This is a genomic window from Rhodococcus sp. D-46, assembly GCF_011290655.1.
Taxonomy (GTDB): domain Bacteria; phylum Actinomycetota; class Actinomycetes; order Mycobacteriales; family Mycobacteriaceae; genus Rhodococcus_F; species Rhodococcus_F qingshengii.
Genome location: NZ_JAANTF010000010.1, coordinates 163,391 through 184,143 on the forward strand (window position 1 = coordinate 163,391; position 20,753 = coordinate 184,143).

The 20,753-nt window shown below is 58.5% G+C and carries 15 protein-coding genes; 12 read left to right on the top strand and 3 right to left on the bottom strand.

Annotated features, from left to right (window positions below; genetic code table 11):
- Positions 1-69: 69 nt before the first annotated feature.
- From G9U53_RS25430 to G9U53_RS34055, 9 genes are all read left to right on the top strand, one after another.
- Positions 70-846 carry an SDR family NAD(P)-dependent oxidoreductase gene (locus G9U53_RS25430; protein ID WP_165639425.1) on the top strand — a complete coding sequence of 259 codons (777 nt, stop codon included), beginning with the start codon at positions 70-72 and terminating at the stop codon, positions 844-846.
- A gap of 68 nt (positions 847-914) precedes the next feature.
- Positions 915-2,354: an APC family permease gene (locus G9U53_RS25435; protein WP_064689707.1), complete on the top strand. Its 1,440-nt coding sequence runs from the start codon at positions 915-917 to the stop codon at positions 2,352-2,354.
- Between the two features lie 209 nt (positions 2,355-2,563).
- The gene (locus G9U53_RS25440) at positions 2,564-3,370 is read left to right on the top strand and encodes an SDR family NAD(P)-dependent oxidoreductase (protein ID WP_165639426.1); all 807 of its coding nucleotides are present in this window, start codon (positions 2,564-2,566) and stop codon (positions 3,368-3,370) included.
- 112 nt (positions 3,371-3,482) lie between these two features.
- Positions 3,483-4,634 (top strand): ATP-NAD kinase family protein, encoded by a 1,152-nt coding sequence (locus tag G9U53_RS25445; RefSeq protein ID WP_165639427.1) that lies wholly within the window; start codon positions 3,483-3,485, stop codon positions 4,632-4,634.
- 71 nt (positions 4,635-4,705) lie between these two features.
- The gene (gene gcvPA, locus G9U53_RS25450) at positions 4,706-6,082 is read left to right on the top strand and encodes an aminomethyl-transferring glycine dehydrogenase subunit GcvPA (RefSeq protein ID WP_242692726.1); all 1,377 of its coding nucleotides are present in this window, start codon (positions 4,706-4,708) and stop codon (positions 6,080-6,082) included.
- The gene (gene gcvPB, locus G9U53_RS25455) at positions 6,079-7,635 is read left to right on the top strand and encodes an aminomethyl-transferring glycine dehydrogenase subunit GcvPB (protein WP_165639429.1); all 1,557 of its coding nucleotides are present in this window, start codon (positions 6,079-6,081) and stop codon (positions 7,633-7,635) included. The genes gcvPA and gcvPB overlap by 4 nt, the downstream gene beginning before the upstream one ends.
- Positions 7,636-7,801: 166 nt before the next feature.
- Entirely contained in the window at positions 7,802-9,421 is a 1,620-nt protein-coding gene (locus G9U53_RS25460) for an AMP-binding protein (protein ID WP_165639430.1), read from the top strand.
- A gap of 118 nt (positions 9,422-9,539) precedes the next feature.
- Entirely contained in the window at positions 9,540-10,847 is a 1,308-nt protein-coding gene (locus G9U53_RS25465; RefSeq protein WP_165639431.1) for an ArgE/DapE family deacylase, read from the top strand.
- A gap of 490 nt (positions 10,848-11,337) precedes the next feature.
- Complete coding sequence (locus G9U53_RS34055) at positions 11,338-11,472, top strand: hypothetical protein (protein ID WP_257217608.1); 135 nt, start codon at positions 11,338-11,340, stop codon at positions 11,470-11,472.
- 751 nt (positions 11,473-12,223) lie between these two features.
- Here G9U53_RS34055 and G9U53_RS25470 read toward each other — a convergent pair.
- Complete coding sequence (locus G9U53_RS25470) at positions 12,224-13,339, bottom strand: glycosyltransferase (protein WP_165639432.1); 1,116 nt, start codon at positions 13,337-13,339, stop codon at positions 12,224-12,226.
- Between the two features lie 241 nt (positions 13,340-13,580).
- Here G9U53_RS25470 and G9U53_RS25475 point away from each other — a divergent pair, with 241 nt between their 5' ends.
- Both G9U53_RS25475 and G9U53_RS25480 read left to right on the top strand, forming a co-directional pair.
- Positions 13,581-14,747, top strand: a complete 1,167-nt coding sequence (locus G9U53_RS25475; RefSeq protein ID WP_165639433.1) for a glycosyltransferase family 1 protein — start codon at positions 13,581-13,583, stop codon at positions 14,745-14,747.
- A complete protein-coding gene (locus G9U53_RS25480) occupies positions 14,740-16,356 on the top strand; it encodes a glycosyl hydrolase family 28-related protein (RefSeq protein WP_165639434.1) in 1,617 nt (538 codons plus the stop codon). The genes G9U53_RS25475 and G9U53_RS25480 overlap by 8 nt, the downstream gene beginning before the upstream one ends.
- A gap of 26 nt (positions 16,357-16,382) precedes the next feature.
- On the opposite strand, the gene G9U53_RS34245 is transcribed toward G9U53_RS25480, so the two are convergent.
- Positions 16,383-17,858 (bottom strand): polysaccharide biosynthesis tyrosine autokinase, encoded by a 1,476-nt coding sequence (locus G9U53_RS34245; protein WP_165639435.1) that lies wholly within the window; start codon positions 17,856-17,858, stop codon positions 16,383-16,385.
- The gene (locus G9U53_RS25490) at positions 17,851-18,990 is read right to left on the bottom strand and encodes a hypothetical protein (protein ID WP_165639436.1); all 1,140 of its coding nucleotides are present in this window, start codon (positions 18,988-18,990) and stop codon (positions 17,851-17,853) included. The genes G9U53_RS34245 and G9U53_RS25490 overlap by 8 nt, the downstream gene beginning before the upstream one ends.
- A gap of 554 nt (positions 18,991-19,544) precedes the next feature.
- On the opposite strand from G9U53_RS25490, the gene G9U53_RS25495 reads away from it, so the two are divergent.
- Positions 19,545-20,741: a hypothetical protein gene (locus G9U53_RS25495; RefSeq protein ID WP_347570830.1), complete on the top strand. Its 1,197-nt coding sequence runs from the start codon at positions 19,545-19,547 to the stop codon at positions 20,739-20,741.
- Positions 20,742-20,753: the final 12 nt, after the last annotated feature.

Sequence of the window (20,753 nt, forward strand, 5' to 3'; positions counted from 1 at the left end):
TCAATCAATAGCTGAATCACTCAACCGCTCCTAGTAGGCGGATCCAATGTTACGAATGGAGGAAAGATCGTGTTTTCTCTGGAAAATCGAGTTGCCGTAGTCACAGGGGCGGCGTCTGGAGTGGGCTTGGCCATCATCCGCCGGTTCATCGCAGCAGGTGCACAGGTAGCGATGTTCGACCGCTCGGATGCGTCGACCATCGCCGAGCAAATCGGCGGGACGTTTCACTTGGTTGACGTCGCAGACGACGCTTCCGTTGGTGCTGCATGCGATGCCGTAGCTGAGTTGCACGGGCGCATAGACGTGATGGTCAACAATGCCGGAGTCTTTAACACCGCAACCATTGAATCCTCGTCCGACGACGATTGGACTCGGCAATACCGCATAAACACCCTTGGTCCGCTTCACGGAATAAAACACGCGGCCCGGCACATGCCCGCAGGCGGATCGATCATCAATACGTCCTCTGTCGCCGCGCTCATGGGCTTTCCCGGGTACGGCGGTTACTCGACCTCCAAGTCGGGCGTCGTTGCTCTGACGAAGGTCGCGGCACTCGAATACGGCTCCCGCGGCATCCGGGTCAATTGCATTTGTCCCGGGTCGGTCGAGACGCCGATGCTCGCTTCGCAGGACAACGCCGCCGACGAAATCTGTTTGGTGACCGTGGCGTCGGCGACGGGTCGCATTGTGACGCCCGAAGAGGTCGCAGCCCTGGTCCACTTCCTGGCCTCGAACGAGTGTGGCTCGATTACCGGCGCCGTCATCCCGATCGAAGGCGGACTTACGAGCGGTTTCACTCCAGCTCTGGCTGAAGCAGCGATTGTCAGCTCTCAGAGGATCGAGTAGGCGTTCCTTAAACCACCTCGTTCGAAACCATCGGCGAGATCCCCCCATCTCAGTCAGGTAGGCATGCCATGTCTCATCAATCCTCCACGGCGCCCTCCGGTTCCGTCGCCGGAACCGAAACCAGTCCGACGCCTGCCCCTGTGGGAAAGGGCATCGGCGTGCGAGGTGTCGTATTCCTGGTAGCTGCCGGCGCCGCCCCGCTCGCCGCTGCGGTAGCGGTGTTTCCCGTTGTGGTCAGTTCCAGCGAAAGTCCGGTTTCGCCCCTGTTTTTTGTCGTTGCTGCACTTGCGCTCGCAGTGTTTGCCGTCGGATTCACTCGCATGGCTCACGAAGTCAGGGACGCCGGCGCCTTCTACGACTTCGTTCGTGCCGGATTGGGTCAGGCGTTCGGGCGTGGAGCAGCCACGTTGGCGTTGGTGTCGTATGCGTTGCTGTTTGTCGCGCTCGTCGCATATCTGGGGGCTTCGACCGGAGCTGCTGTCGAGTTCTTCGCCGGCGTCGTCATCCCATGGTGGGTGTGGAGCACCGGGTGGCTGACAATTACCGGCGTATTGGCATACCGCGACATTGCTCTGAGCACGAAAATTCTCGGTGTTTCGTTGATATTCGAAGTCGCGATCATGCTCGCGCTCGATGTCGTCATGGTGTTCCGCGGTGGACCCGAAGGAACCGATGCGTCGTCCCTGAATCCGCTGCATTTCACGGAGGGCACACCCTCGCTTGGCCTGATGTTCGCATTTTTCGGGTTTGTGGGATTTGAGGCCACCGTCATCTTTCGAAGTGAAGCACGCGATGCGCAGCGAACCATCCCGCGAGCGACCTACATATCGATCGTCTCAATCGGGTTGTTCTATGCGTTCAGTTTGTTCGCCATCGCCGTCGGCGCAGGCCCCGACAGTCTCGTCGCTAAGGCGACCGAAAGCCCTCAGAGCCTGATCACGGATCTCGCGTTGACGTTCCTAGGGGTCTTCGGTCGGAATGCCATTCAAATTCTCGTATTAGTAAGCCTATTCGGCTGTTTTCTAACATTCCACAACGTGCTCGCCCGCTTCACATTCAACTTCGGTGCGGCGGGTTTGCTTCCCGTAGGACTAGGTCGAGCGCATCCACGTCACCGCGCACCCTCTCGTGCGTCGGTGGTGGTAACGGTGTTCGGGATGCTTGCAATCGCCGGGTCCGTCATGCTCGGCTTGGACCCAGTGCTCGACGTGTACACGTGGTTCTCCGGCGCAGCCACCCTGGGAATTATTGTGCTGATGGCCTTTACCTCGTTGGCGGTGATGGCATACTTCCGCGGACACGAACGCGGATCCTGGCTGACCACGTTCATAGCGCCAGCAGTTTCGTTGATGGCGTTCGCAGGACTGATCTTCCTGGTGGTGAAGAATTTCCCGCTATTGGTCGGTGGCAACGGTGTCGCGGTCGCCTTGATTTCACTACTGACTATTGCGCTGGTTGGGGGAGCCGGTAGCTCCGTGCTCGGCAAATCATCGGCGGCGAGCATCTAACCGACCGGATCCGTTTGCAGACGTTCGCTCCATTTTCATCGTCCATCGCGCGTGCAGAATTTGCATGGTGCCGACCATTGAATGTATCTCTCCGACAGAATGATCCGTCAAAATTTGAGTCGAAATCGCCGCACTATGAGAATGCGCGTCACCCCTACCTCCCGCACGCCGAACGGCGGATTGCGGTCGTTCACAGAAAGCGAAGCATCATGACTGGCCAGTTGGAGAACAGAAGTATCGTCATCACAGGCGTCGCCGATCCCCAGGGAATCGGCTTCGGGACGGCGCGAGTGCTCGCGCAGAAAGGGGCGCGGCTGACCCTCGTGGATATCTCTGAGCAGGTGCACGACCGACGCGACGACCTGCTGCATGAAGGATTCGATGTCCGCGCTGCCACTGTCGATTTGACGGTGCATTCAGATGTTTCCGAGATGATCGAGCAAACCCAAAGGGACGCCGGTGCTATCGACGGCTTGGTGAACCTCGCGGGTATTGCAGCACGCGCCAAGAAGGGCGACGATGTCGACTTCGATGTGCCACTCCTTGCCACGACATCGATCGACTCGTGGGAGCGCACGATCGCGATCAACCTCACGACTCAATTCAACTGTGTGCGTGCTGTTCTGCCGCACATGATTGAGAGAAGGTACGGCCGCATCGTCAATTTCTCCTCCGTCACCGGACCGGTCGGCGCTATCGCGGGACTCGGCGCCTACGCAGCGGCCAAGGCAGGTGTAGTGGGTCTCACCAAGTCGATCGCACTCGAGAACGGTCAGTTCGGTATCACTGCAAACGCGATTGCGCCTGGGTACATCAACACCGCCGCACTCACGCCCGGCATGCATATTGGGGGAGAGAACACCCCGCTCCGGCGAAGTGGTGAGCCATACGAGATCGGCGCGCTCGTCGGATTTCTTGCCGCAGAGGAGTCTTCGTACGTCACAGGTCAGCTGATCACCATCGACGGAGGAAACATGATTCAGGAGTACAAGGGCCCCGGCGAACTCGTTCTGTAGCAGGCAGACCTGTAGCAGAGGCGGAAGAGATAGTCATTCGCCTCTCCGCCGTCCTTACCTCCTAAACGTTCACCGAATCTACTTGGACTTCAGTTCCAGAGAGGAGCCAGTCGTGCGCAGGTCCCTCACCGCCGATGGTGGTATCACGACACCGACGCTCGGATTCCTCGTCAACCCTGTCGCCGGGATGGGCGGTAGCGTCGGACTGAAAGGTACCGACGGGCCCGGCATACTCCGCGAAGCGAAACTCCGCGGCGCCATGCCTGGCGCTGAGACACGCGCCGTTCGCGCATTGAAGCGACTGTCGACGACGACGTCGTCCTTTCGAGTGCTCGCTGGCCCGGAGGAAATGGGGGCGACCGCCGCGCGCGTCGCGGGCTTGAAACCGGAAACATTGGGCCGGTTGAACTCTGGCGACTCAACCGCAGCGGATACACAAACGACGGCACGCGCCATGGCCGAACGGAATGTTGACCTGATTTTGTTCGTCGGCGGTGACGGTACTGCACGAGATGTACTCGCCGCGGTCGGAGACCGCGTTCCCTTACTCGGTGTACCCGCCGGCGTGAAAATGCAATCTGCGGTGTTCGGCACCAGTCCGGAGAACGCCGGCTATCTGGCAGGGCTGTTCCTGGCTCGAAGCCCGGCGGCCAAAATCCGTGAAGCCGAGGTGATGGATCTCGACGAGGGGGCAATTCGTGAGGACAGGTTGTCGGCGCGACTCTACGGCTACGCGGTCAGCCCCTTCGAACGCCACCTCGTTCAAAACGCGAAGTCTGGATCGCGAGCGGGAAGCGAGAGGGACCTTGACGCGGCCGCCCGGCAACTGGCAAACACCATGCAGGCAGGCTGTCTCTATATTCTGGGACCGGGCACAACCACCCGACGCGTCGCTGACGCCTTGGGTTTGCCTTCGACGCTATTGGGTGTTGACGTCATCCTGGATGGGCAACTGATAGGGGCCGATGTCGACGAACATGCGCTGCTTCATCTCGTGGGAAATCACGAAGCACGCATTGTCGTCAGTATTCTGGGTGGGCAGGGCAGCCTCTTCGGCCGCGGAAATCAGCAAATCAGTTCGAAAGTTATCGAGAAGGCCGGACTCGACAACATCTTGGTGCTCGCATCCCTGGACAAGTTGATCGCCCTCCACAATTCACCGCTACGGGTCGACACCGGTGATTCCGAACTCGACACCCGTCTCGCCGGCTATATCCGTGTTCGCACAGGAGCTGACCGCAGCACGATTCTCAGAATCGCCTAGTTGCCACCAATCTTTGTACCAAACAATGAAACTGAGGAAACTTCATGAGTAGACCCACAGCCCATCCGTACATGGCCAATTCGGTGCCCGCCGTTCAAACGGAGATGCTCGAAGCGATAGGCGTCACGGACATTGCGGAACTGTTCGAACAGATTCCTCTCGACCATCGCACCACCCGGCCGCTCGACTTGCCACCAGCACTCAGCGAAGGCGAACTCCGGCGTCACCTTCTGAGCACTCTCGCGAAGAACCGTACGTGCGAACAGAACTTGAACTTTCTCGGCGCCGGTCTGTGGCAGCATCATGTTCCCGCAGCGTGCGACGAGGTGGTCCGCCGGAACGAGTGGCTAACATCTGTCTTCGGAGAGCCCAGCTCGGATCACGGCCGCAATCAGGCCTGGTTCGAGTTCTGCAGCCAACTTGGCGAGCTGCTCAAACTTGATCTGGTCGGATTGCCCGTTCGCAGTTGGGGTTCCGCTGCAGGACATGCCATAAGGATGGCGGCTCGTATTACCCAACGAACTGAAGTAGCGATTGTTCGCGCGATCGATCCCGAACGGTTGTCCGTCATTCGCAACTATTGCGAGCCGGTCGAAATGGAAAGCCATATCGCAGTCCGTCTAGTTGACTACGATCCGGCCACCGGGCTGATGAATTTGGATGACCTCCGCGCCGTAGTGGGCGAGCAGACTGCGGCGGTGTACTTCGAAACGCCGTCTTATCTCGGCGTGATCGAGCAGCAGGGAGCGGAGATCGCAGCCATCGCGCGTGCTGCGGGCGCGGAAACCATTGTGGGCGTCGATCCGATCTCGCTTGGCGTTCTTTCGTCACCAGTAGATTTCGGCGCGGACATCGTCGTTGGCACGGTTCAGCCGCTCGGTATCCACATGCATACCGGTGGCGGGGTCGGAGGTTTCATTGCCTCGCGCGACGAGGACCGTTACGCCCATCAGTACCCCACGTTGTTCATCAGCATCGCCGAGACAATCAAGGCCGGCGAGTACGGTTTTGGTCTCAGCCTGTTCGAGCAGTCCTCTTATGGTCTGCGAGACAAGGGAAATGACTGGACTGGCCATTCGGTATATATGTGGGCGATCGCCGCCACCACGTACATGGCAATGATGGGGCCGCAAGGGTTCGAAGATGTCGGCGGACTCATTCTGCAGCGTGCGCACTACGCCGCACAACTATTGTCCGACCTCGACGGTATCCACGTCACCTTTCCGTCCGGTTTCTTCAAGGAATTCGTCGTCAACTTCGACGACACCGACAAGAGCGTCGACGAGATCAACGCAGCACTGCGGGATCTTCAGATTTTTGGGGGCAAGGACCTATCTCGGGATTTTCCTGAACTGGGTGCCAGCGCGCTGTACTGCGTCACAGAAGTTCACACAATGGCCGACATAGAGCGCCTCGTTGGCGCTGTCAGGAAGGTGACCGCGAAATGAGCGTCAAGATAGAAGAGATCCAGGCGCCGGTCTGGAACGAGCCGGTGATCATGGAAATGGGTTACGCCGGCCGTCGTGGCGCGTTGTTTTCGCCAACCGAGGAAGCGATCGAGGCGCGCGTTGGTGCTGCAGTCGACCTGGTTCCCGCCGCTATGCGCCGTCGCGACCGCCCCGCGTTGCCAGAACTGTCTGAGCCGGAGGTGCTGTACCACTACTTGCGGTTGTCCCAGCAAACATTGGGGATGATGGGTACTAGCCTATTCGGCACCTGCACGATGAAATACAACCCGCAGATCAACGAGGCAATTGCCTGGCGCCCGGAAGTCACTGAGGTACATCCACTTCAGCACGAAGACACGCTGCAAGGGACCTTGGAAATTGTGCACGGTATGGATCGCATTCTGCGTGAGCTCTCAGGAATGGACCAGTTCGTCTTCCAAGCTGGCGGAGGCGCCGAGGCTGCCTTCGTTCACGCCGCCGTGACACGCGCCTATCACGCGTCCCGTGGCGAGTTGGAGCAGCGCAACGAAATCATCACAACTATTCAAACCCACCCCTGCAACGCGGCGACAGCTGCCGCCGCCGGGTTCAAAGTCATCACGCTCATGCTCGACGAGAACGGTTACCCGTCGCTCGACGCGCTCAAGGCCGCGGTTTCCGACCGAACGGCAGCCTTGATGGTCGGAAACCCCGACGATATGGGTGTCTACAACCCCGACATGAAAGAGTGGGTACGAATTGTTCACGAAGCAGGCGGCCTCTGCTTCTACGACAGTGCGAACTTCAACGGAACGATGTCGAAGATTCGTCCGCGCGAAATCGGATTCGATGCGTGTATGTTCATGCTTCACAAGACCTTTGGAGCACCCAAGAGTGGCGTCGGCGGTCCTGCCACTGGAGCCTACGGATGCTCGGCAGCGCTCGCACCGTTCCTACCGGCGCCAATCGTCACGGTTGATGGCGATCATTACAGTCTTGATCACGACCGCCCGCAAAGCGTCGGAAAGATACGCGAATTCTGGGGTAATGTGCCTGTGATTCTCAAGGCTTACGCGTGGGTGCGCGCCATGGGGGCCGACGGAATTGCGCAAGCGTCGGACATCTCCGTGCTCGGGAACAACTATATGGAGAAGGGGCTCCTCGCAATTCGAGGCGTGACTCGCTCGCACCCGGAGAGTAAGAGCCCTCGCCTCGAAATGACGCGGTACAGCATGCAGACTCTCAAAGATGAGACCGGCGTCGATGTGCACGACGTACAAAACCGCATGACTGATTTCGGTATCGACGCAATGTGGACCAGCCATGAACCGTGGCTGATTCCTGAACCCTTTACGCCTGAGGCCGGCGAAATGTACGGCAAGGAGGCTTTGGATCGCTGGGTCGCGGTACTCGCGCGCATTTCGGATGAGGCGTACTCAAACCCCGATATCGTCAAGACTGCGCCTCACAATCAGGCCATTCACCGATTGAAGCCTGGCGTCACCGACGATCCGCGTACCCGGGCTACGACGTGGCGCGCGTTCCAACGAAAGCTCACCGAGAGCCGTACGTAGGTCGACGTACTTGTGTGCAATTCACCGTCTGACTCTCTCGATCCGTGTTTATCAATTCTCATGACATAATTCTTTTATGGGTGCACACATCAGCACAAGGGTCGTAGCAAACTTTTAAATTGCTTTCTCGGCCAGGCTTATGCGCGATTATCAACAAGGAGCCTTCATGGCGGGACTGGATACCCCGGTAACACCCCTAAAATTTCTCGAGCGCACAGCTGAGGTTCATCCGAATAGGATTGCGGTGATAGACGGAGATCGGAGGATTTCGTATTCCGGCTTCGTCTCAGTCGTCACACGCCTCGCCCACGGTCTTCGTCAGTTCGGGGTCCGGCCCGGAGACCGAGTCGCCTACCTGGCAACCAACTCAGCTGAACTACTTGCCGCCCACTACGCAGTTCCGCTGGTCGGCGCAGTTCTAGTTGCGATCAATACGCGACTTTCACCAGCGGAAATCGAATACATCTGTAATCACTCCCAAGCCGTCATTTTGCTTGGCGATCCCAATCTGCTTGGACAGCTGCACAACTCACCGTTGCGGACGGTGCGCGAGACGGTCCAACTACCGCAGCAGGACGGTACCTATCCAGACGTCGGGTCATCACTGATCAACTATGAAACGCTCATGGCTCGCGGATCGGACGAGCCGTTGCCATGGGAGATCGACGACGAGACCCGAACTATCTCAATCAATTACACCTCCGGTACGACGGGACGCCCGAAGGGTGTGATGTATACCCACAGGGGTGCTTACCTCAACTCCCTGAGTCAAATACATCACCAAGGTTTCGACGCAAATACCCGATACCTGTGGACATTGCCCATGTTTCACTGCAACGGGTGGTGTGGTCCCTGGGCGATAACTGCGGCATCCGGAACTCACGTGTGTATCCGTGCAGTTCGCGGTGACGCGATGTGGTCACTGATCGACAACGAGAAGATCGACCATATGAGCGGTGCTCCGACGGTGCTCACCACGCTGGCCGCAGCCGAATCGGCGCATCCACTCAAGCACAATCTGATCATCACTACCGCGGGAGCCCCGCCAAGCCCGACCACAATCCAGGCGGTCAGGGCACTCGGAGCCGACCTAGTGCACGTCTATGGACTGACCGAAACTTACGGGCCGTGTGCGGTCTGCGAACCTCAGGCAGCGTGGTCCGCTCTCGACGAAGAAACACTCGCAAACTTGCTGGCGCGTCAAGGAGTTGGGATGCTCGCATCCGGTCCGGTGCGGGTCGTGCGCACCCAACAGCAGCCTGGTGGCGAACTCGTCGATGTCGTGAGAGACGGCACCGAGATAGGCGAGATCGTCATGCGCGGAAACATTGTCATGAAGGGCTACTTCGAGGACGAACAGGCCACCGCAGAGGCTTTCTCCGGCGGCTGGTTCCATTCCGGAGATCTGGGGGTCATGCACCCCGATGGTTACGTTCAGCTCGTGGATCGTGCTAAAGACATTGTCATATCCGGAGGAGAGAACATCTCGACGGTCGAAATCGAGCAAGTGCTTATGAGTCACCCGTCAGTATCGGACGTCGCGGTGATCGGCGTTCCGGACTCGAAATGGGGAGAGCGGCCGAAGGCATTTGTGGTTGTCGAATCGGGCTCCAAAACTTCCGATTTTGATTTGACACGGTTCGTACGAGAGCGCATCGCGGCTTTCAAGGCGCCGCGCGAGATCGTATTTCTCACCGAACTGCCGAAGACATCAACTGGAAAGACACGCAAGAACGAGCTGCGAGATAGCGAATGGAATGGAAAGCGCGAGCGAATCCGCGGGTGAGTGCATATAGACGAAAAATCACACATCCTCGCGCTGAGTTAAGGTGGTCGGCCGATTTGAATAGGCTCACTTTTGGCTGACTGTATGAGAATTGCATTAATCTCGAAAGGACGCGGACATGACAGAAGACGCAGCTCGCCGGGTACTCGCCGAAATCGAGGAATCATGTGAAAGAATCATCCAAGACGTAAAATGTCTAGTTGAGGTACCCAGCGTGAATCCGAATTATCCAGGAGTCCGGTCCGAGGAATACCTCGGCCAAGAGTCTGAGGCGAATCTCTTGCTTCGGGATCGGTTTGGATATCTTTTCGACCGCTCCCAACTCGTCAAGAGTCAAGAGCGACGGGAAAACTTCGCCGGGGTCGTGAATGGAAGTGGTAAGGGTCGATCGCTCCTACTCAACGGACACATTGACGTCGTGCCAGCAGGGAATCCCGATAAGTGGGAAACTGACCCCTTCATCGCCAGCGAGGTCTCCGGGAGAATCCACGGCCGAGGCGCAAGTGACATGAAAAGTGGCGTGATAGCGGCATTCAGTGCGATCGAAGCGATTCGTAGGTCAGGTATCCAGCTTACTGGCGACTTGGTTGTCCATTCAGTTGCAGGCGAGGAACTGGGCGAGCACGAAGTCGGCACGGGATGCGTGCTTCAGAACGGCTACACGGCGGACGCAGCCATCGTTGTCGAGCCTTCAGCTAGCTTCGACTCGCCGCTGACCATTAATCCGACTGCTGCCAGCCTGTTGTGGGGCAGAGTCCGGGTTGAGGGATTAGCCGGGCACCCAGGGCTTCGACGCGAGTTGGTGCGCGCAGGTGGAGCGGGAACCCGCGCAGGCGTGAACGCAATCGACAAGGGATACCTGGTTTTGCAAGCGCTCTACCGAATGGAAGAACAGTGGGGAATGAGCAAACAGCGACCACTTTTCAAGCCAGGGCAATTCGTCGTCATGCCGGGTACGATTCACGGTCGGGGGAAAGACATCGATATCCCGTTCGTATTCGCTGAATATTGCGAGATAGATTTCATTGTCTGGTATCCACCGGAGGAGGACTCAGATTCGGTAAAGCTCGAAATAGAAAACTTCGTCAACCGGTCAGTCTCTTTGGATCCATGGCTAGCAGAAAAACTGCCCACCTATGAATGGCCGGTTGAGTTCCCGGGCTTCAGCACCCCGGCTGATCACGAGATTGTGCGTACTCTCGGGAAAAGTCACGAGCGCGCAAACGGAATCTCGGCAATCGTCGAGGCGTTTCCAGCCGCCTGCGATGCGACATGGATTGCGAAAACTGATATCCCGGTCGTGAATTACGGCCCCGGTCATTTAGCAAATGCGCACAAGCCGAACGAGTATTGCGATGTCGACGAAATATTCGCGGCGACCAGGAGTTTGGCGCTCACTGCACTTCAGTGGTGCGGTGTCAAATGAACACTCTGTATTGGGTGTGGCACTGCCAAGTTGTTGCGATCCGCTAATCTGAGATGATCCGGTGATGTCGTCGACGTATAGGGTTCCGATTCCCGCGCGAGATCATCACACACTGTGTGGCTCTACCATCGGTTCACTCTCTCGTTCGCGACGTCGAGTTATTGATGTCCTCACGGCGGGTTCGGTAGTTTCTGGCGACTGCGAGGACCTGTCCGAGTTCGCGCCGGCAGAGTGCACGAGGACAAGTGCGTCATGCAAGTGACGAACGCCTGAGTGTCGGCTATTGGGAACGGTGTGCCACCGGTTCGCACTGCGGACCGGCGGCATTCCGTGTGCTTCGAACACTGCCGATCCGAAGGTTCGAATATGTTGCTGTACAACAGATTTACTCCAGAAATTGATTGATCGAGATCACATTTTCCCGTAGTGTGACGTGTGCAACATCGCGCACTTCGGCGCACATTCACCTAACACTCTCCAGGAGACTGCCATGGGTTCATCCGACACCGATCTCAAACTACTCGACAGTGTCATCAGCGTCGCAGGTGCGTTGGCAGCAATATTCGGCGGAGTTGCCGGTGTTGCCGGGCTCGCGACATTTCTCGGGACCGGCGGCGGATCGTAGGCGGCTTACGCTCGGTCGCACCGATGGGGCTGAAAGCTCGATCTCGACGATCAGATCCGCGTGCGGGCAGACTGCCTTGAGCGCGTTGGCATTCGGGTGATCGACCGCTCGCACCCACTCTGCAGCCGCCCCGGAACTTTTTCCGGAGCGGCTGTGGCGTTTCTTTGGACGCTCCGAGTGAACGACCGCGGGAACTTCGACATACCAGGTCGGGTCGCCCTTCTCCTGCCCGACTCCGGCTTTCGATTCACTTATCGTGAAAGCGGCCGGCCAGGATCGTGAAGGTCACAGCTCCGGAAGGCTGCGACCAGTCCAAACGCCGTGCGGCCCGGAAGGCTGTTGGTTGCGCGCGGTAGTGGAATGCCGAGAACGACGGTGTGAACGTCCCGCGTCGACCGGCTTGGGGTGCTTGGGCGGCGAGATGCGGGGGAGGAATGTGGTGGCGTCGGTGGGTGTTGGTGGGTGAGGGGTAAGTGGTAGGGCGGTCTTCGAATGAGCTGTGCGCAGTCGATTCGGCTGTGGCGTTGGAGAGTGCTTCGCGGGTGTGGCGGCCGGTTGTCGGATCCTCGTGTACTTATACGCCTTCCGATGACCAGCGCGAGGTGAGGATGGCGTTCGGCGAAAAGGCCAGACGACGACTCCGCGGGGTGTCGTAGAACAAATCTCCTCGACTGCATCTTCCCTCTCGGCATCCACATATGGTGGTGCCTGTCGCGCATTTTCGGCGCTGGGTATTTCGATTGCCTGACAGTCACCGGCTGCTCAGAACGGCGTCGACCGTTCTCATCATGTTCTCTCCAAAGGCCTTCCGTGAGAAGCCTTCGGCCCATGCGCGGATTGCCTTCGCATCGAAATCGTTTGGATCGAATGTCTCCATTGCTTCTGCGAGACCTCCAACTACCTTCGCGTCGTCGCCAGGGGCCACGAGAAGACCGGACTTGCCTGGGATAACTGTGTCGAGGGCACCGCCTTCGCCCAAAGCGATCACTGGGGTCCCGGTGGCCATCGCCTCGACCGGGACGATGCCGAAGTCCTCAACGCCGGGCATCAGCAGGGCTCGGGCTCGTCGGTAAAGATCCAGAAGCTGATCGTGGGGGACTCGCCCGACAAAGACCGTGTCTTCGGCGGCCAACTCCTTGCATACGTCCATCCATCGGCCATCGCCCACAACGACGAGTTTCTTGCCCGCCTGCCGTGCGGCTCTAATCGCAAGGTCTGGACGTTTGTAGGGCACCAAGCGGCCGGCAAGTAGGAAGAAATCTTCCCGTTCGATCGAGAAATCAGGGGTGAATCCATGGGTGTCTACAGGGGGATGCACCACCACTGCTTTTCTGCCCCACCAGCGTTCAATCCGGTCGGCAACTTCGGTCGAGTTCGCGACTACCTGGTCGAGTCGGCGCACAGCTTTCAGCTCGCCGCGTCGCGCGACTTGTGCCAATGCTGCGAGCACGGCAGCGCCAGCTACGCCTCCCGACTCTTGCGCGCGAAAGGCGGGATCCCAGGCCCAGCGCGCCGGACTGTGTACGTATGCGATCACCGGGGCGTCGGTGGCGAAGGCCGCTTGTGTGGCGAATGCATGGTGGCTCACCACTACCGCATCGACCTCTCCCAGTTTCATGCCGCGAAAAGCGCTGGGTAGCAGCGGCATCAGCGGTGCGTAAGAAGACCTTCCCAGCATCCGGTAGGCGCCGTCGACCCAGGTGGTCACAGGAGGGGACGAAAGTCCTGAAGGTATGCCTGCAGGTCGTGCAAGAGGCACATGGACAGTGGCTTGCGGCCAAGTCAGGGATAATTGCTCGACTACATGTTCAGAACCTGCGATCTCGGTGAATCGCTCGTGCACTATCGCTAATTTGGGTTCGTTCATGTTTGCTTCGAGACTCCCTCGGCGTGTGACAGTTTTTCGATACGTGCTCTTTGGATCGGCCGATTGAGCGTTGTTGATAACCAGCCAGATTCAGCTTCGGTGCCGTGGATGCAACTGAAACGACCGATGGTCCGGCAAGACCAGTACGTTCGTGCCGAAGGTACCATTTCATCGGCGAAATCGGACATTTGACACGGCATCATTGTCTCCATCAAATTGACGGACCTGCAACAATTCACCTATGGACACTCCCAGTACAGGTCAGGCGAGCCGCGATGGCGAGTTGGTTGATCTGTTGTTCGATGCCCGACATATCCGTCAGAGTGGTATCGGCACCTACATCAGGACCCAAATTCCTATACTCGAGCAGGTACTGAACGAGCGCGGATTCAAGCTGGCCATCCTTGCCGACCGAAACGCGGAACCGCACACCAGCAAAGGAACTCGTGTTATTTTCGCGGATCCCGCGGGTGTCCGAATGTACTCAATGGGTGAACAGCGCGTGTGGCGTCGCGCATTGTCGGCAACCCACCCACGGGCACTGTGGGTTCCGCACTACCCCTTTCCTTTTGCACTAACGTCTCCTCGCAATCGGGACCTTCGATACTTCTCTACGGTGCATGACACGCTCCATATCGAAGACAAGAAGCTGAGCGACCAGAATCGCGCAAAGAACGCGTACGCGTGGACGATGCTGAAACTCAGTGCGCGGAGGGCTGCAACGATTTTCACCCCGTCTCAGGCCACCGCTCGTTCTATGGCTGCCATCGCACCCTCAACTGAGGTACTGGTGACACCGATACCGGTAGACGACGTGTGGTTCTCTGAAGCTGACTCGGCATCGTCTCCAATTCAGCGGCCATACATTTTGTATGTCGGCAATATCAAGCGGCACAAGAACTTACCGGTACTTCTGGACGCATTTGCGAAAATCTCAGATTCCATCCCACATACACTGGTGATAGCCGGTGGCGATGAGTCACTCAGGACACTCGACGACCGAATCAACCAGCTTGTGGCAAGCCTGGGTGAACGTGTGCAGTTGACTGGCCGACTTCCGTTCGACAGTTTGCGTGCTCTGGTGGCTCAGGCGGATTTGTTGGTGATGCCTTCACTTTTCGAAGGCGCTGGTCTTCCGCCGCTGGAGGCAATGGCGTCGCGTACCGCTGTTCTGGCGTCCGACATCGCAGTGTTGAGGGAAACATGCGGCGACGGAGCAGAGTATTTCGATCCGCATGATTCCGCAGCCTTGGCTGAACTCGTGAAAACGTACTGTGACAACGAAGACGCCAGGGCATCGTTGAGTCATCGTGGAGAGTTGCACGTCAAGCAGCGCCAGTCCGAGATCGTGTCAACAGCTACTGCCGAGAAGATTTGTTCCTTCCTGAGTGAGGCACCCATTGGCTAATCGGTCGTCGGCGCTGTCGCGTCGCAAATTTCTCGGAATGGTTCCGGCAGCGCTGGCACTCCCTGCCGCTCTGCCAGAACCCTTCAACGCCGTTCGCCGCGCAGTGAATGGTGGTGACATCATCGATGTCCGCGACTTCGGTGCCGTAGGTGACGGCACACAAGATGACTCGACTGCCATTCGCAATGCCGTCGCCGAACTGAAATCTGGAGACGTCTTACTTTTTCCTCCAGGTCAGTACCGCTTTGCCCAGCGTCATCCAGCAAGCGGGGCGGCGATCTCGATAGTGGGGATCTCCGATGTTTCGATCGACTTCGACACCGGTGCCGAACTTCTGATGGACAACCTGGACGACAACGGTGCCGGCACGAGTCACGGCATCGTGCTGCGTGGTCCGCTGGAGCGCGTATCTCTTCGCAACGTCGCAGTGCGGTGGGCAAGCCAGCCGGCGCTGCGGTCGATGGGCGACGGTATCAGGGTCGTGGGTTATGCATCGGACACGTCGGCAGTCCCCGATGGTTGGACCGGCTCGGGCAGGCCTGTTAGTTGGGTGACGTTGAGCGACTGCAGAGTCGAGTCGAGCCCGCAGGCAGGTGTGATCATGATGGGCGTTTCCGACATCACTGTTGACGGACTTCACGTCGAGAACACCATGGCCGACGGACTCCATTTCAACGCGTGCCGACGCGGAACCGTCGAACGGTATTCAGCAACGAACACTGGTGACGACGGTTTGGCACTGGTCACCTACTATTCTCCAGAAGCCCAGTTCGACAGCGCTTCCGAGACCTTTTCCTTCCCTACGTTGACTGAGTGGTCGAACACAGACTTCGATGTCACCGATGTCCACGTGTCGGGCGGTGCGGCAAACGGAGTGCGTTTGGCGGGGGTCAATCGATCAACGGTAGCTGCAGTAGTGGTCGATGGGATATCGAACGGCGCAGGTGTCTTGGTTGACTCGGCATCGCCGGACTCGGGCGCCGGGTGGCACTATGTGGCATCGCGCGGCGTGCGGCTGGATGGGCTCACCGTTGAGGATTCTCATACAGGGCTGCACGTACTGGCAAGACCGAACGGGTCGACTGGCGACGCCTTCAGCCGGTTCGACCTAGAGGTAGCGGGCGTTGCCGTTAACAACTGTCGTTACTGGTCGGTTCTCGTGGAATCTATTGCAGCCCCGCCTGTTACCGGCATTTCCCTGATCGATTGCACGGTGATCGACACCGAAATAGGTCCAGGTACCGGAGCTGTCGGGCTGCAGAGGACCCAAGATGTTTCACTGGGAACCGTCTCCATCACGACGGCGAAGTCTGCGGTGGCGTTCTCAGCCGACAACTCGGCACAGTTCACGATCGATCAGCTCAACGTGACCGTGACTGGTCCGCCGCTCGGTTCCGAAGCCGGCGGACCATTCGCCGTGTTCCAGGGCTCATCCGGGACAGTGGTTGCTGCGGATTTGGTTTGGGAGCAAGCACCCTCGTCGTGGCTACCTATTCTGATCTTCAGTGACAACTGTGTCGATGCCACGTCTACGAACCCGGAAGTGAGGGTGGGTACCGTGACAACCACCCCGCCCAAGGGAGAGCCGGTCTTCGTCGCCTGCCGATGACGAACTCGATGCCGATCGGTTTTCTGTCAGACGTTTGTTTTGATCGGGCGGGAGTCGCGCGTGAGCAGCTTTGCCGCTGACAATCGTTTGCTGCGTTTGCGTGCGCTGCGTGCCAGTGGCCTCGGGGAGTCGTTGAGTACAACGCCCCAGACTCGTAATTCGGCCAACGACAAACGTTCGATGACGGCACCCAGTTCGGCGTACCTCGTATGGTCAGATCGCGCCACGAGCAGGACACCGTCGGCCCAGCGTCCCAGCACAAGGGCGTCCGATCGGTCAGTCATCGGTGCGGTATCGACGATGACGTAGTTTGCGCGAGCAGCAAGATTCGCGAGTCCGTTGCGCATCCGAGTGCTCCCGAGTAGTTCGGACTTGCCGGAAGCAGTGCGTCCCGCCGCGATGAACGAGAGCTTTGGATGCCAACTCGCAGTGATGTATCGGTCGATGTCGTCACCATTGAGTAGGTAATCGATCAGACCGGCTGGTGAAGCGTTCTTTTCATTATCAGAACCGTGGCGTCCGGAGCGCACATTCGCTTCGTCTGTTCCTGCGGCATCGACGAATACGACCTCATTGCCGCTCTCAGCGAGAGCGATTGCGAGGTTCAGCGCGACCGCTGTCTTACCGTCGCCGGTGACTGCACTCGAAACGATGATGGTTCGGCATTCGCCCCGACCGGGTTCGTGGTCGGCGATCACGGTGCGGAGACGGCGGAATGCCTCCGCGGCAGGGCTCTCTCGCGAGAAGTCGACAACACCGGTTTCCAACGCTGTGTCCGCAGGAATGCCGGCCAGGACTGGCCCGGACAGAAACTTGCCGAGTGCGGCAACATCTTGAACTTTCCGGCTCATCTGATTGCGCAGATATGCGTATAGCAACCCCACCAAAAGCCCGGCGATCACACCGAGTGCGGTATTGCGCATATACTGCGGTCCGCCCTCAGCGTCGTCGGTTACCGCCGGGCTGATGACCGACAACCGCACTGGGTCCGGAACGAGGGTTTCCGACTGATCTGGTGCCGGTTGTGCAGGTGTGCTCCCGTCCAAAACGGCAACGGCACCGGGAAGTGCTTGCGCTAGAGCATTAGCGAGCTTCGCCGAGGTATCGGCGTCCTCCGCGCGCACGGTCACCGTCAGGATCGCGCTTCCGACATTGGCACTGGCCGTGGTCATTTCGCGCACGTCAGAGTTCGACATCTCCAATCCGGTGTTCGCCAGAGCGGTTTCGATGAGGAAGTCGGAGCTCAGCAACTTCGTGTACGCCTCAGTTCGCTGACGACTTGTACCGTCGGTGTCGCCGAAGTGAGGCGTCTGGTAGATCACCGCGGAAGATTCGTAGCTCGGCGACTGCATGCTAGTCAGGACCGCTCCCAGGAAGCCCCCGAACAGTGCGCACACGAGCAGGATGATCCATCGATTGCGAACTGCGCCAACCGCTGAGCGGAGCCATTCGTTGCCCACATTGCCCGGTCTGTAGGTAGTCCCCGCAAACTTGTCAGTCACTTGACTTCACATTTCCTCTCGAAACCATGTCTTCCAGTTTGCCGGGAGACTGTCCTCGCGCCGCAACGAACACGCAGACGAGCGTCAGGAGGACCAGGAAAACGGTAATTCCTTGCGTAAGTAGCTGAATCCGCCATACCTCGGCAAAACAGTAGGCGATAACTCCTGCCGATCCGGCGATCACCGGACCGTATGTCAGGAACCGGCCGAAAACGTAACCGGCCAGTGGAAACAGCAGGAGCGTGTAGAGCCATCCCCACGCTCCGAAATCCGTATAGATGTCAGCGAATTCAGAGTTGGTTGTGAAATTCGGTGCAAACGAGACCGAAAAATCGTAGGAGTCTGCACCGAGCGACTCCTTTGCTCTGACCTCATGCGCCGGGACCAGAAAGCTGGGCAGCGCGGCGGACACGGAAGCGGCGACACTCCCTGGCTTGTCGAAGGTGCCGCGCATGATCGCATCCGACACGCCGATGGATACCTGAGCTGGCACAGCGAGATAGGCGCCGGACTGATAGAGGTTCATCGCGACCGGGTTCGAGACTCCCGCATCGCGATAATAGTTGCCGTTCCGGACGTAGTTGAGCGCGGTGAGCATCAGGAACATGATCGCTACAGCAGTGACGATATGCCAAGGCCGCAGAGATTTACGGTCCACGCTTGTGGATTTGCGGGGCACCGCTGTCTGTAAGACGACGTACACCACGACCGCCATCAGTAGCGAGAGGCGGGAGGCGACCATCGAGTTCGCCACCAGGAGAAGGACAGCCCACAGTACGAATCCAGGATGGAGCACCTTTTTTCGCCAGAGGTAAACGCTGATGGGTGCAGCGAGGATGGTCGCGTATCGAAGCGTCGCGATTCCGGCCGAGTCGGGTAGTGCCTCGGTGAAGGCATTCCCGGTCTGCGTGGTCAAAGCGTCCACAATGGATGTCGCCGCGGTGATTCGGTAGTACGCATACGCCACGCCGATCGTGGACGCTGCAAGGACGAGGAAAAAGTAGCGCCGCTCGAAGTTCGTGCTGGTGGTTCGCTCGACGAACTCTCGTGCCGGCGTTGTACCCAGTCCCAACCGCCAACCGATCGTTGCGAGCACCACAACGCTGCCGTACCAAACCGCAAGCAACGTCACGCCGGCAATGGTGAAAGGGGCAGGTTCAAGAAATCCGCGCAAATTCAGCAGTGAGCCGGCCGGACACTTACCAGCCGCACACCAACCGATCAGGGATACCCACGCGGTGAACGATCCCAGGACTGGTAGAAGAATAATGACGGCCGGGGCCAGCCACCATGTCGGTGTATTGCGTTGTGGCGGATCCTCGCCGGCCGCTCTTGGCGAGAAATCAGGATGCATGTGTGTCTTGGTGCTTCGTAGCGCAGTTATTCCGCCGCCCGACGGGAATAAAACTTTGACGAGGGGGAAAGGATCTCGAATCACACATCGCTGAGCTCCCTCTTCGTAAGTGGCTCGATCTCAGCGAGCACGGCAGCCGATCCGTGGCATACACTACTACAGGTGGAGTGTGCGTTACGGGACGGAAGTGCGGATGCGCACTGGCCACCAGGAATCGACCTGATCCAATTGGATGCCAACGTGATTGATGTTGGGGTGCCACGCTACGGAGCAGCTATCGCCATCAATTTCGAAGAATCGACGATGTGTGCCGTGCCTTTAGAGGCAGGGGAGTGACGCGCGTTCAGTCAGTGCTGAACGTGAAGCGCGTTGAGCCACTGGTGCAAATCGTCGCGGGGTTGGCGCTTAATGCGTTCCCGGCAATTTTCATCGCTGTATTCGCACGCGTTGCACCCATCGAACAGCAAGGCCTCCTTGCTGTTTCGCTGGCGATCGGAACATACGGGGCGCAGTTGCTGTCCGCGTTCGTGGTCGAGTCCCGCCTTGCCACTCCAGAAGCCGATCACAAGGTATCTATGCCCTGGTGGATTGCATTGCTGAGCTTGATATCCGGGACCCTCCTCATCGTGAGTCCAGCGGTACCTCCGACGCCCATCACGCTGATCGGAGTGCTGGGACTGTCGTCGGGCTTGCTGATGGCCCGGACGATCGGTGTGGTGCGGGGTAGATGGAAGCTGGAATCGGTTGCCGCTTCGATCCTTATGGTTGGCTGCCTGTGCGCATTGATCCTTGCTGTGTACGACAACGCCAATTGTGTCAGGGTTCTTGCAGCGGGAGCTCTCGTAGCCATCCTCATCAGATGTTGGCCGCTGCCTTCTCGCCGTGATCTGGGCCTGCCGCCTGACCTGACCAAGGCTGCGTGGGTCACCGGCGAAACTGCGACAGTCGGTATGGTCCAGCCGGCATTGGCATCTTTCATCCTGGCTGTCCTCGGACCGTCAGCTGCTGTCGGATTCCGGGTTGTATCAACCATTTCAGGGATCCTCGAACCGATTCTCGCCTACGGCCGAGTACGTCAACTCGCCCACGGACACAGAGGTGAGGTCGCCAATGTTGCGATGATTATCGTGGTCGGAACAGCGGTGATCTTCGCTAGTGCCTACCTGGGTGTGTGGAGCCTGATTTTCGGTCCCGCCTGGAACAGTTCACTGTATGTTGCTCTGGCGGTTGCCTGTGTGTGGAAGCTGTGCATGCTGGTGACAACCATCCCCTTTGCCGCGCTACGACGGGCAGGCCGCACGCAAATGGTGTTCTGGCTCAGGGCCGCGAACACCGCGCTCTATGTGGTGCTCGGACTGACTTTCTTGTTCGGTTTCCATTCCAGCACTGCAGTATTTCTGTCCTTTGTCATCACCGAGGTGCTCATGTTCGTGCCCTATCACGTGGCAGCCTCGAGGTTTGCGCCGGAATACAACTCGGTCTTCCTCAGCGGGAAGCGAGCGAGCAGACTCGCGTCCGAGAAAGCATGAAGACTGCGCCGT

Bases quoted from the DNA above. Each gene is read 5' to 3' on its own strand.
- gcvPA (WP_242692726.1), top strand. From the start codon at position 4,706: ATGGCCAATTCGGTGCCCGCCGTTCAAACGGAGATGCTCGAAGCGATA.
- G9U53_RS25470 (WP_165639432.1), bottom strand. From the start codon at position 13,339: ATGAACGAACCCAAATTAGCGATAGTGCACGAGCGATTCACCGAGATC.
- G9U53_RS25440 (WP_165639426.1), top strand. From the start codon at position 2,564: ATGACTGGCCAGTTGGAGAACAGAAGTATCGTCATCACAGGCGTCGCC.
- G9U53_RS34055 (WP_257217608.1), top strand. From the start codon at position 11,338: ATGGGTTCATCCGACACCGATCTCAAACTACTCGACAGTGTCATCAGC.
- G9U53_RS25475 (WP_165639433.1), top strand. From the start codon at position 13,581: ATGGACACTCCCAGTACAGGTCAGGCGAGCCGCGATGGCGAGTTGGTT.
- G9U53_RS25465 (WP_165639431.1), top strand. From the start codon at position 9,540: ATGACAGAAGACGCAGCTCGCCGGGTACTCGCCGAAATCGAGGAATCA.
- G9U53_RS25460 (WP_165639430.1), top strand. From the start codon at position 7,802: ATGGCGGGACTGGATACCCCGGTAACACCCCTAAAATTTCTCGAGCGC.
- G9U53_RS25435 (WP_064689707.1), top strand. From the start codon at position 915: ATGTCTCATCAATCCTCCACGGCGCCCTCCGGTTCCGTCGCCGGAACC.
- gcvPB (WP_165639429.1), top strand. From the start codon at position 6,079: ATGAGCGTCAAGATAGAAGAGATCCAGGCGCCGGTCTGGAACGAGCCG.